The following is a 13442-nucleotide window of genomic DNA, read 5'->3' as shown; positions in this document are numbered from 1 at the left end:
TGAGCATTTGTTTTCTGTTTTGGTCACGAAAAGGCTCGGTGCTTATTTAAGAAGACTGTATGACTAATTCAACGCAGCGCGCACCGCACCGGAACCCGCCAGATCAGGGCGAAGAGATAAAGGGATTCACATCACATGTCCACATAACCTTCGCTACTCTTCACACCTCAGTGTCCAAAAGCTGACGGGAGGGTCCTGTGGCGGCCCAAGTGCAAATCAATGAGGGTGTGCTGTGGGTGGGAGGCGAGGCCTATCCGCTGCGCAACATCTCTCACGTCGGTCAGAGGAGAATGGACATCAACAAAGGCGCCGCATGGAAGAAGTTCTTCCAGGCGACCTTCGTGTGGCTGGTCCTCGGCGGCATTCTCGTCGCTGCGGCGGACGCCGTGGGCGTCATCATCTTCATCGCCGTGGAGGCCTATCTGATCTGGAAGTTGGTCACCACCCTCCAGATACCTCCGGTGTTCGGCCTCGTCCTGAACACCTCCGGCACCCAGCGCGAAGCCATCTGGTCCACACGGCAGGAGGAGATCCAGCAACTGATCTACGAGGTGACCAAGGCCATCGGCAATCCCGACGTCGCCCAGACGGTCATCAACGTGGAGCACGCGGTCCAGAACAACGTGATCCAGCAGTACGGCTCGGGAAACATCGGCACGGCTCAGCACAGCGGGAGCGGGGGCATCCAGGCATCATGAGCGGCGACCACGTTCAGCAGTACGGCTCGGGGAACATCGGCCGGGCCGAGCACACCGGCTCCGGGGACATCGTGGCCGGCGGCAAGACCGTCGGGGCAACGGTCGCGAATCCCGCCGTGAAGGCACTTCTGGAGGAAATCGCCAAGCTGCGCCCGCACTTGGACCAGGGCGACCGGGCGGAGGTGGACGCGGCCGCCGAGTCGCTCGCCGAGGAGTCGTCTCCGGAGCGCCGGCGCACCCTGGTGCAGCGCGTCACCGGCATCGCCGCCCTGGTCGGTGAGGTGGGCCTGCCGGTCGTCACGGCCGCGAAGGCGCTGCTGTCCGGCTGAGGCGAGGCGCGGTCCCGCCGACCGGTACGACGCGATGCCCCCGAGCCGTTCACGGCTCGGGGGCATCGGCACGTCGCCCGTACGACGTGGCGGTGCGGGTCCCGATGTCACAGCCCGGTGTTAGCTTCCGGCCAACGTGACCTGGTGTGGAGGGGATGAGGGTCGTGGGCGCTTCGGAGTGGGACTACTACGTGCCGTATCAGGAGGACCTGGAGGCCGCGCTGCAGCAGTTGCGGCAGCAGGTGTTCGAAGCCGGGGACTACTACTGGGTCAACGGCGACGAGTGGCTCGCGAAGGACAGCACGGAGCCTCTTCCTCAGTCGCTGGACGACCTCTGGGACGACGAGTTGGTGCAGGAGGCCGGTACGCACTCGATCCTCGACATCACCCGCGTCCTGGGGCCCGACGACACCCCGGACTACCGGACCGTGGAGCCCGTGACGCGTGAGGAGGCGCGGGAGCTGCTGGGGACGGACATGCTGACACGGGCGCACGTCAAGGACTTCGACATCTTCCCACGGTCCCGCTGGGTCGGGCGCTGCGCGGTGCTGCACGACGACGACGGGAAGCCCCAGGAGATCTACTTCTGGGGCCACTCCGGCGACTGAACCGGCCGGTCAGCCCAAGGGGTTCGTGGTGTCGCGCAGCGTCGTCAGGGTGGGGGCGTACATACGGGACTTGATCGTGCCCAGGGTGGCGCCGGCCTTCGGCGCCAGGGACTGGGCCAGTTCCAGTGCCGTGGAGCGGACCGCGTCCTCCGGGACCGCGCGGTCGACGATGGCGGCGGCCGCGGCGTCGCCGCCGCCGTAGCGGCGGGCCGTGGTCATCGCCTCGTGGGCCGTCTGCGGGGTCAGCCGGGACTGGATGAGCGACGACATGCCCGGGGTGAACGGGATGTCGATGTCCGCCTCGGGCAGGCACCAGTAGCCGCGGTCCGCGCGCATCACGCGGAAGTCGTGGGCCAGGGAGAGCATCGCCCCCGCCGCGAACGTGTGCCCCTGCAGCGCCGCCACGGTGACGACCGGCAGCGCCAGCAGGCGGGCGAACAGCTCGTGCACCGAGACCACGTAGTCGTGGTAGTGGTCGGCGTTGGCGAACAGCCACTCCAGGTCCAGGCCGTTGGACCAGAACTTGCCGGTGGCCGCCGTCACCAGGGCGCGCGGGCCCTCCGCCTTCTCCACCTCGTCCAGCGCGGCCCCGACCGCGGCGATCCAGTCGGGGTGGAAGCGGTTCTCGCCGTCCCCCAGGTCGAGGACGTACACGTTTTCCTGACGGTCGAGCGAGGGCATGACGGCGCTCCGTTCACCTGTGGCCTACTCGTCAGTAACTTACGGCCATGAGGTGGGCGGCGCAAGAGTCACGGGACGTGCGCTCAGTGGTCGGAGTAGCTGAAGTCCCCCACGGTCCAGGCGCTGACGTCCTCGATCGCGACCCGGTACATGCCACCCGTCTCCGGGATTCCGATCGTGCCCTGGAGGATCCGGGCGACGTGGAAGTGCAGGTGGGTGGGAGGGCCGTCGTTCTTCACAGGGGCGTCGAAGACGGGGGCGAACTCACCGAGTCGGTCGGAGGCTTTCAGCACCTCCGAGACCCTCTTCCGCCATACCGCTTCGGGAGCCAGCCGGCCGGTGATGACGGCACCACCGGTGACCACGGTCAAAGACATCTGGCTGCTCTGGCCCGCTTCCACGCGGGCGGCGATGTCTACGATCAGCTCGTCGGGCTTCACCATGGGACCGGATTCTATGCGGGGGCGGTCCGCGGCGCGCCGGGCCCTGTCCGGGACGGGGACGGAGGGGTCCTCCGACCTGCCCGGACAGGCCGACGGTGTCCGGGACAAGCGATCTCCGTTGCCCTCGCTGCCGCCCGTGGTCAGGACACGTCCACGCGGACCGGGTCGCCGAGCAGGCCGTCCGTGTAGGTGACGTACTTCGGCGTGAAACCGCCCTTGCCGGTGACCGTGCCCGAGATGTTCTCGCCGGGGGCGAGCTCCACCGCGTCGATCTCCTTCTCGTCGACACCGAGCTCGGCGGTGTGCTTGCTGCCCCGGGTGTCGGTGATCGTGAAGTACAGGGGGTTCACACTCACCTCGTCGTCGCCGTTGTTCACGACGGTGATCAGCACACTGGTGTAGCCGCTGCCGTCGGCGAGGACCGTCTTGCTGAACTCCGTGCGCTCCGCGGTGATGCGCACCGGGCCGGTCCGGGCGGACTCCTCCTCCTTCTTCGAGGTGTCCTCGTCGGCCCCGGCGGAGGCCGCCGCGGACACGGAGGGGCCGGCGGCCGTGTCCCCGCCGTCGTCGGAGTCACCGCTCGCCGACACCGCGGCGATCACGACGACCAGGCCGAGCACGCCCGCGCACCCGAATCCCGCGAACCTGACGAAGCGGCCCTTCTTACGGGGCGGGGGCGGGGCACCGGGGACGCCGTACCCCGGATGCTGGTTCACATAAGGCTGCTGCCGGTGCTGCGGCTGCTGCTGGTTCGGGTCGTTCGGCTGGGTCACGGTGCGGGGTCCCCCTCGGTCGTTCCGGTCGTCCGCAGAGGTGACCTGCGAGGAATACGACGGGTTGCCCCGTACCAGATGGATTCACCCGATCGTGGTGGACCGGTACCACCGCGATAATCGGGGCATGACCTCACCTCCCCTCGGCGTGGACGCCGTGCACGAGCGGCTGGCGGGCGATCTGCTCGCCGCCGGGGCGCCGTACGGCCTGCTGCTGGCCGGCGGGGAGGCCGTACGGGCGCACCGGCTGGTGGACGCCCGGGTCAGCGGGGGCGTGGACCTGGCCACCGAGCATCCCGCGGACATGCCGGAGATCGCCGGGGCCGTGCGCACCGGGCTGGAGGAGCGCGGGTGGCCGGTCGAGGTGGCGGTCGTCGATCCGCTGGCGGCGCGGCTGCTCGTCGGGGACGACGTGGCCGGGGCGCGGTGGCGGGTCGACATTCGCAAGGAGGTGCTGTGGCGGCCGGCGGTGGTCACCTCGGCCGGTCCGGCGCTGTCCCTGGAGGACCTGGTCGGCACCCGGGTGCGGGCGCTGGCGGACCGGGGGCTGCCGCGGGATCTGGTGGACGTGCACGCGGCCGCGGACCGGTGGAGCCCACCGGAGCTGGAGGAACTGGGCCGCCGTCACGCCCCCGACACCTTCGACCTGGCCGAGCTGCAGTCCCGGCTGACCGGTACGGAGTGGCTCGACGACCGTGAGTTCCGCGCGCACGGCCTCGACGCCCCGGCGATCGAGGATCTGCGGCGCTGGGCGTTGGCGTGGGCGGACGACATCGCGGAGCGGCTGGTGGAGGGCGAGGACCCGGAGGAGCAGGGCGAAGGCCCGGAGGGGTAGCGGGTGGCCTCGGGGGGCGGCGGTTCTCGTCGGCCCCCTCCGTGGCCGCCGGGTGGGGTTCCTCGTCGGCCCCCTCCGACAGCGCCGGGCGCCGCGGCTAGGGTCGGCCCATGACGACTACCGAGAACAACAGCGCCGCGCCGCTCGACACCGAGATCGGCGCCCTGAGCGGCGGTTCCGCCGACCTCTCGCAGTACGCGGGCCGTGCCGTGCTCGTCGTGAACGTGGCCTCCAAGTGCGGGCTGACCCCGCAGTACGAGGGTCTGGAGCGGCTGCACGAGCGGTACGCGGAGCAGGGCTTCACCGTGCTCGGCGTGCCGTGCAACCAGTTCCTCGGGCAGGAGCCGGGCTCCGCGGAGGAGATCGCCGAGTTCTGCTCGGCGACGTACGGGGTGACCTTCCCGATGACCGAGAAGGTCGAGGTGAACGGTGAAGGGCGGCACGCCCTGTACGAGCGGCTGGTCGGCTTCGCCGACGCCGAGGGGCACAGCGGGGACGTCCGCTGGAACTTCGAGAAGTTCCTGATCGGCCGGGACGGGGCGGTCGTGGCCCGCTTCTCGCCGCAGACCGAGCCGGAGTCGGCGGACGTCGTGGCGGCCGTGGAGAAGGCGCTCGGCTGACCGTTGACCTTGCCCCTGGGTCAGGGGTGAGGGTCTGCGTCACCGGGCGGACGGACCGCCCGGTGACGGAGAATGCCGGCGTGGACGAGGAACTGCTCCCCATCGGGGTGTTCGCGGCCCGCACCCGGCTGTCGGCCAAGGCCCTGCGGTTGTACGACCGGCTGGGGCTGCTGGTGCCGGCCCGGGTCGACGCGGACACCGGCTACCGGTTCTACCGGGCCGCCCAGGTCGAACGGGCCCGTCTGGTGGCCCTGTTGCGGCAGCTGGACATGCCGCTGGCCCGGATCGCCGAGGTCGTGGACGCGGACGGCGGCGCGGCGGGGGCGGAGCGGCTCGCCGCGTACTGGGCGGACGTCGAGGCCCGGCACGCGGCCCGGCGGACGCTCGCCGACTATCTCCGTGGACGGTTGTCGGGGAGGAGCTCCGAGATGTACGGGAAGTTCACGGTGGACCTGGTGGACGTGCCGGAGCAGGTGGTCGTCACCGAGTCGCGGCACGTACTGGCGGACGAGCTGCCGGCGTGGATCGGCGCGTCGCTGGGGCGGCTGGAGGAGGGCGCACGGGCGTGCGGCGGGGTGACCGGGGCGCCGTTCGTCGTGTACCACGCCGAGGTGTCGGTGGAGAGCGACGGTCCCGCGGAGGCGTGCGTGCCGGTCGCCGACGCGGCGGCGGCCCGCGCCTGGGCGGAGGAGCGGGGCCGCGCCCGGGGGACGACGGTGCGGGTGGAGCCGGCGATGCGGCTGGCCCGTACCCGGATCACCAAGGCGCAGGTCGCGCACCCGCAGATCCTGGCCGCCTTCGAGGCGGTGGAGGAGTGGATGCGGGAGCGGGGGCTGACGCACGCGGGGCCGTGCCGTGAGGTGTACTTCGCGGACTGGGACGCCGCGGGGCCGCAGGACCCGGTGTGCGACGTCGCGTTCCCGGTGACCGGCCCGGCGGACTGAGCGGTCGCCCGGCCGAACGGGCCCCCGGCGACCGGAGGGCGGTCGGGCGGGCCTCCCGGCGACCGGGCCGGGGGACGGCCGTCAAGCGGTGTCGCGTGGGCTCGCGCCGGCCGGGTGGGCCGGGTGTCCGCCGTCGGGGCGGACGGGCACGAGCCGAGCCCTCTCGGCAAGGACGGCGAACTCGTCGAGAGGGCCCTGTCGGTGGTGCGTGCGCCCGTGCGCCGGGTGTCAGGACCTGACCGAAGCCACGAAGGCGCTCCACGCGTCCACCGGGAAGGCCAGCTTCGGACCCTCGGGGACCTTGGTGTCCCCGAGCTCCAGCGCTTCCTCGGTGGTCGACCTGACCATCACGCACGCGCCGTTGTTGTTGGTGTAGGAGGACGTCGTCCACGTTTCCGTGGCGCCCAGACGAATTGCCATGTTCGCTCCGTAGCCAGATGCTGAGTTGCTGTCACCGCCTGCGCATTCCGGCGTGGACCCGCAGAACGGAATTGCGCCAACCTCTGCTGCTGGTTGGCGTGATCGACGCTACTCGCCACCCTCATCGTCCGGAGCGGTCGTTCACTCGACCGGATGGCATATACCGGGCGGGACTTCCAGTCGTACGTGTCGCCCGTGTATCATCCGGCCCTTTTCTGAACGGAGTTCAGCGTGCGTAGTCCTTGGCGAGGCGCTCCACGAGCTGCCGGGACTGCTCCACGTTCAGCGACTGGGCCCGCAGGTGCTCGTACATCACCGTGTACTTCTGCACGTCGTGCGGCTTCTCCAGGTACAGGTCGCTGGTGACGCCCTCGATGTAGACCACGCTGGAGTCGGCCGCGTCGGCGAACTCCAGGATGGAGTACTGGCCGTTGATGCCCGCGTGCGCGCCCACCTCGAACGGCAGCACCTGCACGGTGATGTGCGGCAGCTGGCTCAGCTCCATGACGTGCTCGAGCTGTTCGCGCATCACCTGGCGGCTGCCGACCACCCGGTGCAGCGCGGCCTCGTCGAGCACCACCCACAGCCGCAGCGGATCCTGTTCGGCGGTGATCCGGCTCTGCCGGCGCAGCCGCACCTCCACCCGCTTGTCGTTCTCCTGCTCGCTGGACTCCGGCGAACCGCCCTGGACGATCGCCTCGGCATAGGCGCGGGTCTGCAGCAGCCCGGTGATGATCTGCGGCTCGTACACCCGCAGCGACTCCGCGTCCGTCTCGAGACCGATGTACACGCTGTACGGGATGTCGCCGAACGCGTGCCACCAGCCCTGCTGGCGGGAGTCCTTGGCCATCTGCATCAGCGAGTCGACGATCCGCTGGTCCTCGACCTCGTACACCCCGCACAGGTCGCGGACGTCACGCTGGCTGATGCTGCGCCGGCCGTTCTCCAGCCGGCTGATCTTCGACTGCGACACCAGCAGTCGCTCCGCGACCTCCTCGGCCGTCATGCCCTTCAGCTCACGGAGCCTGCGCAGCTCCTGGCCGAGCCGGCGCCGCCGGACGGTGGGATTGACATTGGACGCCACGGGACGTGCACCTCCGGCTGCGTGCCTCGTACTTGCACTGTCTTGCACTGCGTACTTGCACTTCGTACGTGACACTTTGTGTGTCTGCTCGATGAGCAGACTGCCACCAAGGCACGTACTACCGCTGGGAAATGGTGGATATACGACGGGTACACAACAGCGCGGAACCCGGTGGCCGGGAGCGGTACGGCCGCCGGGCACGCCGAGCGGGGCGGAGAGAGCCCGTGCGTTCTCTCCGCCCCGCTCGGACAGCGGCTCCCGTGACCGGGTCTGCGGTGCCGTGGATCCGTGGTGCCTGCCGAGCCCTGGGGACGTACGGCTCAGTGGGCCACGGCGCGTGCCATGGATCCGTGGCGTGGTTGCGCCGGAACACCTCGGGCGGGTTCCGGTGCGCCCCTGCCGCCGGGGGCCTGCCGGGCCGCCGGTGCGGAGCTGCGGCGCGGCTGGGCCGCGACGCCGTTCTGGACGTCCATCACCGCGTGCGCGACGAGTCCGCCCATCGGGTCGTGCCGGATCAGGTCCCGCAACCGGGAGCGCGAGGACCTGCCCTCGTTCCCCGGGTACAGGTGCTTGCCGAGACCGACCGCGTGCGCCAGTGCGGCGAGCGCCGCGGTCCGCGGGTCCGGCGGGACGCCGGTGCGGATCGCGGAGTCCAGCCGGGCCCTGATCTCCCGGCTGATCTCGGTGTCCGTCGCCTGGTAGCGAGTCGTCGGCAGCACCCCGCACATCTGGCCGGCCACGGCGTGCACCATGCCGCACCGCTCCAGATGCGAGAGGTAGGTCTGGCGCAGCCCGAGACGCGGCCCGCCGATCCAGTGGACCGCCCGCACCGGAGCGCCGCGCCTTCGCAGCAACTCCAACGCGCAGTCCAGTGTTGGGTCTCCAGTCGGCCGTGGCACCACCACGGCGATACGATCCCCGTCTGGGGCTATCCGTCCGGCCAGCGCCAGCTCCACTAGCTGCGCTCCGGCCAGACCGAGGTCGAGCGACTGCGGCTGTGCGGTGGTACCCGTGGTCGGGTCCAGCGCCAGCAGCAGAAGCTCCTCCGGAATAGTTCTGCGGCTCCTGCCCATCCATGCCTCCCCGCGTGGATGAATGACAGGGTGACCCCTCTCACATTGGTCTGTCGAGAGCACGTGACCGGTTCGTAGTGGAACCAGTAGGTATGTCGTTCTCGTCTACCGCGTGGGGTAAGCCCGCACACAGGACACTGGTACATGGTTCGGACAGCGCTGCGGAGCGATGTCACGGGCGGGCGGTTCACGGTTCGGTTGGCGCACGCGGGGCGTGCGGCACATGGAGGAGGCATCGGTGGCGGGCGAGTCCCCCGACAGGTCGAAGCAGCGCGAGTCGTCGGCAGAACAGACGTCGGGGAGCGCCGGCCCGGTTCCCGAGAAGCAGGATCCCCGCCTGGCGGTGGCACGGGGGACGGAGTCCTCCGCGAGTGAGAAGCGGGCCTCCGGTGAGGGGCGGGGCAGCAGCGCGGACACGGCGACCCGTGTGCTGTCCGTGCGGGAGGAGTCCGCGGACGCGAAGGAGTCCGCGGAGAACTCGGACGCCACGCACACCGCCGCGCCTGGGGACGCCGACGAGTCGTCGGCCTCCGAGGCGCCCCAGGCACCCGAGGGCGCCGAGGCATCCGAAGGCGACTCCACGGCGACGGGCGGCGACGGACGCCTGCGGGAGGCGGTCGCGGCCTGGGTCCGCTCGGCGGAGCCGGCCGAGGACGCGGGCAAGGACGCCCCGGCGGCGGAGGCGAAGGATGCCTCGCCGGACGACGGGACGGCGGGCGACACGAAGGCCGGCGCTGCCGACGCCGAGGACACCGAGGCGGCTTCGACGGACGACGACGCCGAGGCCGACACCGAGGACGGTGACGGCCCGGCGGCCGGTACGACCGTGAAGGACACCGAAGACGCCGAGGACGACGCGTCCGACGACGACACGGGCGCGAGCGAGGCGGACGACGCAACCAAGGGCGCCGACAGTGCCGACAGTGCCGCCGGCGAGGCCTCCACGGCCGACGAGAAGCCCTCGGCCCCCGAAGCGGACGCCGACGGCCCCGAGGACGCCGAGGCGGCTCCTCGTGACACCGGAACCGACGACTCAGCCGAAACCGAAGCCGACGCGGACGAAGCCGACGACGAGGGCAAGGGCGACGACAAGGGCAAGGGCGAGGACAAGGGCAAGGGCGACGCCCCGACCCCCGGCTCCGCCGGCCACCCCGGCTCCGCCGGCCCCGCCACGACCGGCGCCGGTGCCTCCAAGGACTCCGTCGACCAGCCCACCGCCGTCTTCCGGGCCCCGCGCCCCTCCGCACCGTCCGTCGACCAGCCCACCACCATGCTGAAACTGGGTGACGCGGCGGCCGCACGCAAGAAGGCCGGCGCCGCCGAGGCCCGCGGCGCCGAGGCCGAGGCCGAGCGGACCAGCAAGTTCGTCGCGCTGAAGCAGCTCGACGACCCCGCCGTGCGGCAGCCCCCGCGTCAGGGCGGTCCCGCCCCGGCCGAGTCGACGACGTTCCTGCCCCAGGTCGGCCCGGAGCGGACGACCCAGCAGCCGCTGCCGCCCAAGCCGCCGCTGGACCTGCTGGCCGAGCTGACCAACACCCCGCCGCCCCCGCAGACGCCGCTGCGGACGGCCGTGCGACGGGTGAAGATCTGGACGCCCCTGGTCATCCTGCTGGTGATCGCCTTCGCGGTCGTGCAGAACGTCCGGCCGCTGCCGACGCCCACGCTCGTGCTGACCGCCGAGGACAGCTACACCTTCAAGGGCGGCAAGCCGGACATCCCGTGGCCGGACAGCGGTCAGGCCGCGCTGGACGTCGACGGCATCGGCACCTTCGGCTCCTCCGGTGAGCAGAAGCCCGTGCCGATCGCCAGTGTCGCCAAGGTCATGACCGCGTACGTGATCCTGCGCGACCACCCGCTCAAGAGCGGCGCCGAGGGCCCGAAGATCCCGATCGACGCGCTCGCCGAGGAGCAGTCCGACGCCGGCCAGGAGTCGACCGTCAACGTCACCGAGGGCGACGAGATCTCCCAGCGGGAGGCGATCGAGGCCATCCTGATCGCGTCCGCGAACAACGTGGCAAGGCTGCTGGCCCGCTGGGACGCAGGGTCGGAGGACGCGTTCGTCGAGAAGATGAACGAGGCCGCCGAGGACCTCGGCATGGCGGACACGACGTACACCGACCCCTCGGGTCTGAACAACACCACCGTGAGCACGGCCGTGGACCAGGTGAAGCTGGCCCGGGCCGCGATGCAGTTCCCCTCCTTCCGGGAGGTCGCCGCGATGATGTCGTACGTCGACTACAAGGGCGACAGGCACGACAACTGGAACCGGCTCGTCGGCCACGACGACGTCGTCGGCATCAAGACCGGCACCACCACCTCCGCGCTCGGCAACCTCAGCTTCGCGGCGAAGAAGGACGTCGACGGCGAGGTGCACCGGATCGTCGGCGCGGTGCTGCGCCAGCCCGAGGGCGGCGAGGACAACACCATCCTGTCCGGCGCCCTGGAGGCCGGCCGCAACCTGGTGCTGGCCGGTCAGGACGCACTGCGCGCCGAGACCATCCTGAAGAAGGGCCAGGTCGTCGGGTACGCGGACGACGGTCTGGGCGGGCGGACGCCGGTCGCCGTGACGGAGGACGTCAAGGCCGTCGGCTGGGCGGGGCTCTCGGTGAAGCTGACGTTCGCCGGGACCGAACTGCCGCAGACGGCGAAGGCCGGTACCAAGGTCGGCACGCTCACCGTGGGTGACGGCAAGAACGGCGCCGTCAAGGTGCCGGTCGCCCTGCAGGAGGACCTCGTGGAGCCGGGCTTCACCGACAAGCTGACCCGTCTCACCTGATCCGGAGCCGGGACACGGCCGGTTCGCCGGCGGACCGGCACGGCCGCACCCCGCGGACCGCCGCTCACCCGGGCGACGGTCCGCGGGGTGCGTGCTAGCGTCACGAAACGGGCAGGAAACGGGCGAGGAACGGGATACGGGGAGTGCCTTCAGGTGGCGACAGCGGAGCCGACACGCGCCGACGACGCAGACCCGGGTCCAGGGGCAGACCCGCGAATACCCGCATTCGAAGCGGAACGCTCTCCGCGGACCACGGACGGGGCCCCGGGGCCCGCTGACGGGTCCGCGGGACGTTCCGAGGACGCCCCGGAGGCCGGACACGCCCCGCGGTCGCCCGGCGCCGGTGACGGCGGAGCGGGAGACCCGGGCCGCGCCAAGGCCGCCGTGTTCGCCGTGCGTGCCCGCATGCTGCGCCACCCGGTGCTGTCCGTCACCGCGCTCGCCGGCCTGCTGCACGTCGTCTGGTTCTTCACCTTCGCGAACAGCGGCGGCGACCTCGCCGCGCAGGACGCGTGGGCCGAGTTCGTCGGCCGGCACCCCGCCTCCGCGTACAACCTCGCCTGGTACGGCGGGATGCACCCCGTGTCGTACAGCGTGGTGTCGCCGTACCTGATGTCGCTGCTCGGCGTGCGGACCACGATGATGATCGCGGGCACGGTCTCGGCCGGTCTGCTGACGCTGGTGCTGATGCGCAGCCGGTCCGTGCGCAATCCCCTGTGGGCCGCGCTGGCGGGCGTGTTCGCGCTGCTGTGCAACGCCGCCTCGGGCCGGGTGACGTACGGGCTGGGCACGATGTTCGCGCTCGGTGCCGTCGCGGTCGTCTTCTGCTGGCCCTACCGCTGGCGCTACAAGCGGTGGGCGAAGGCCCTGTCCGCGGCCCCGCTGGCCGCCCTGGCGACCATGGCCTCGCCGGTCGCGGGTCTGTTCGTGGGGCTGGTGGCGGTGGCGCTGTTCCTGCAGAAGCGCCGGCCGGGCGCGTGGGCGCTGGGGCTCGCGCCCAGCGCGGTGGTCGCGATGTCGGCCTGGCTGTTCCCGTTCTCGGGTACGCAGCCGATGGGCTTCGGCTCGGTGATCCTGCCGCTGGTGTACTCGGTCCTGGTGTACCTGCTGGTGCCCGAGGACTGGAAGACGGTCCGCATCACGGCCGCGGTGTACGGGCTCGGGGTGGTGCTGGTCTGGCTGATCAGCTCGCAGATCGGCTCCAACATGACGCGGCTGGCGATGCTGTTCGGCGGTGTGGTGCTGGTGGCGGCGCTGCCGTTCGCCGCGCCCCGGACCCTCAAGTGGTACGCGCTGGTCGTCGCCGTGGTCGGCTTCAACTGCTGGGTCGGCTTCAAGTCGGTGGACGACGTCGTGCACACCACGCCCACCGCGTCCTGGGCGCGCGAGCTGGCGCCGCTGGTGAACGAGCTCCAGGAGGTGGGCGCCGAGCGCGGCCGCGTCGAGGTCGTCCCGGCCCGCTCGCACCGCGAGGCGTCCGCGCTGGCGCCGTACGTGAACCTGGCGCGGGGCTGGAACCGGCAGGCCGACATGGAGCGCAACCCGCTCTTCTACGACGACACCCTCAACTCGGCGAACTACCACGAGTGGCTGAAGCGCTGGGGCGTGCACTTCGTGGTGCTGCCGAAGGACGAACCGGACGGTGACGGCGGCCAGCGGGAGCGGGACCTGGTGCAGGGCGGGCTGCCGTATCTGAAGCAGATCTGGGGCGACGCCAACTGGCAGCTGTTCGAGGTGCAGGGCCCGACCCCGCTGGCCGAGCCGAACACGGTCGTGGAGCGCGCCGAGCAGGGCGAGTGGACGCTGCGGGTGGAGAAGCCGGGCCGGATCCTGATCCGGGTGCCGTACTCGCCGTGGCTGGGCCTCGTCGACGCCGAGGGCAAGGCGCTGGACCCGCCGCAGGAGACGGAGGAGTCCGAGAACCGTCCGGAGGGCGAGCCGGCGACGTTCGAGAACGTCCACGGGTGCCTGATGGAGACGGAGGAGGACACCAACGGCGACCAGTGGACGGTGCTGCTGGCGCCGGAGGCGGGGACGTACCGCCTGGCGGCTCCGTACAAGTGGGGCGAGCGGGGGACGCCCTGCCCTGACGAGCTGCGCTGAGGCAGGCCCCGGGGAGGGTTCCCCGGGGCCTTCTCTTGTGCGCGCCGTGTTCAGC

14 protein-coding genes are annotated in these 13442 nt (G+C 71.2%); 8 read left to right on the top strand and 6 right to left on the bottom strand.

From position 1 onward, the window contains the following. Positions 1-197 precede the first annotated feature (197 nt). The 3 genes from ACIF8S_RS13965 (at position 198) to ACIF8S_RS13955 (ending at position 1635) form a co-directional block, all read left to right on the top strand. Complete coding sequence (locus ACIF8S_RS13965; protein ID WP_399999324.1) at positions 198-698, top strand: DUF6232 family protein; 501 nt, start codon at positions 198-200, stop codon at positions 696-698. Continuing rightward, the gene (locus tag ACIF8S_RS13960; protein ID WP_399999323.1) at positions 695-1027 is read left to right on the top strand and encodes a hypothetical protein; all 333 of its coding nucleotides are present in this window, start codon (positions 695-697) and stop codon (positions 1025-1027) included. The genes ACIF8S_RS13965 and ACIF8S_RS13960 overlap by 4 nt, the downstream gene beginning before the upstream one ends. A gap of 164 nt (positions 1028-1191) precedes the next feature. Continuing rightward, positions 1192-1635, top strand: coding sequence for a hypothetical protein (locus tag ACIF8S_RS13955; protein WP_399999321.1), 444 nt, complete (start codon positions 1192-1194; stop codon positions 1633-1635). A gap of 9 nt (positions 1636-1644) precedes the next feature. Here the strand turns inward: ACIF8S_RS13955 and ACIF8S_RS13950 are convergent, their stop codons facing one another. The 3 genes from ACIF8S_RS13950 to ACIF8S_RS13940 form a co-directional block, all read right to left on the bottom strand. After that, positions 1645-2316, bottom strand: a complete 672-nt coding sequence (locus ACIF8S_RS13950) for an enoyl-CoA hydratase-related protein (RefSeq protein ID WP_399999320.1) — start codon at positions 2314-2316, stop codon at positions 1645-1647. Between the two features lie 83 nt (positions 2317-2399). After that, positions 2400-2759 carry a hypothetical protein gene (locus tag ACIF8S_RS13945; protein WP_349798660.1) on the bottom strand — a complete coding sequence of 120 codons (360 nt, stop codon included), beginning with the start codon at positions 2757-2759 and terminating at the stop codon, positions 2400-2402. Between the two features lie 140 nt (positions 2760-2899). Further along, positions 2900-3532, bottom strand: a complete 633-nt coding sequence (locus tag ACIF8S_RS13940; protein WP_399999319.1) for a DUF4352 domain-containing protein — start codon at positions 3530-3532, stop codon at positions 2900-2902. Between the two features lie 127 nt (positions 3533-3659). Here ACIF8S_RS13940 and ACIF8S_RS13935 point away from each other — a divergent pair, with 127 nt between their 5' ends. The 3 genes from ACIF8S_RS13935 to ACIF8S_RS13925 all read left to right on the top strand — a co-directional run bounded on the left by ACIF8S_RS13935 (position 3660) and on the right by ACIF8S_RS13925 (position 5931). After that, complete coding sequence (locus tag ACIF8S_RS13935) at positions 3660-4367, top strand: nucleotidyl transferase AbiEii/AbiGii toxin family protein (RefSeq protein WP_399999318.1); 708 nt, start codon at positions 3660-3662, stop codon at positions 4365-4367. Positions 4368-4477: 110 nt separating this feature from the next. Next, the gene (locus ACIF8S_RS13930) at positions 4478-4987 is read left to right on the top strand and encodes a glutathione peroxidase (protein WP_399999317.1); all 510 of its coding nucleotides are present in this window, start codon (positions 4478-4480) and stop codon (positions 4985-4987) included. Positions 4988-5049: 62 nt separating this feature from the next. Next, positions 5050-5931, top strand: coding sequence for a MerR family transcriptional regulator (locus ACIF8S_RS13925; RefSeq protein ID WP_399999316.1), 882 nt, complete (start codon positions 5050-5052; stop codon positions 5929-5931). A gap of 228 nt (positions 5932-6159) precedes the next feature. Here ACIF8S_RS13925 and ACIF8S_RS13920 read toward each other — a convergent pair whose 3' ends face one another. From ACIF8S_RS13920 to ACIF8S_RS13910, 3 genes are all read right to left on the bottom strand, one after another. After that, entirely contained in the window at positions 6160-6351 is a 192-nt protein-coding gene (locus ACIF8S_RS13920) for a DUF397 domain-containing protein (RefSeq protein WP_024884283.1), read from the bottom strand. A gap of 226 nt (positions 6352-6577) precedes the next feature. Continuing rightward, on the bottom strand, positions 6578-7435 hold the full coding sequence (locus tag ACIF8S_RS13915) for a helix-turn-helix transcriptional regulator (RefSeq protein ID WP_349798671.1): 858 nt from the start codon (positions 7433-7435) through the stop codon (positions 6578-6580). A gap of 320 nt (positions 7436-7755) precedes the next feature. Next, the gene (locus ACIF8S_RS13910; protein ID WP_349798673.1) at positions 7756-8508 is read right to left on the bottom strand and encodes a GPP34 family phosphoprotein; all 753 of its coding nucleotides are present in this window, start codon (positions 8506-8508) and stop codon (positions 7756-7758) included. Positions 8509-8731: 223 nt separating this feature from the next. On the opposite strand from ACIF8S_RS13910, the gene ACIF8S_RS13905 reads away from it, so the two are divergent. Further along, positions 8732-11284 (top strand): D-alanyl-D-alanine carboxypeptidase, encoded by a 2553-nt coding sequence (locus tag ACIF8S_RS13905; RefSeq protein ID WP_399999315.1) that lies wholly within the window; start codon positions 8732-8734, stop codon positions 11282-11284. Positions 11285-11437: 153 nt separating this feature from the next. Then, entirely contained in the window at positions 11438-13387 is a 1950-nt protein-coding gene (locus ACIF8S_RS13900) for an MFS transporter (RefSeq protein ID WP_399999313.1), read from the top strand. The last annotated feature ends 55 nt before the right edge of the window (positions 13388-13442 follow it).

Source organism: Streptomyces sp. NPDC085937 (assembly GCF_044540535.1).
GTDB lineage: Bacteria > Actinomycetota > Actinomycetes > Streptomycetales > Streptomycetaceae > Streptomyces.
Note: the sequence above shows the minus strand (reverse complement) of the source record. Positions and strands in the feature narration are given on the sequence as shown.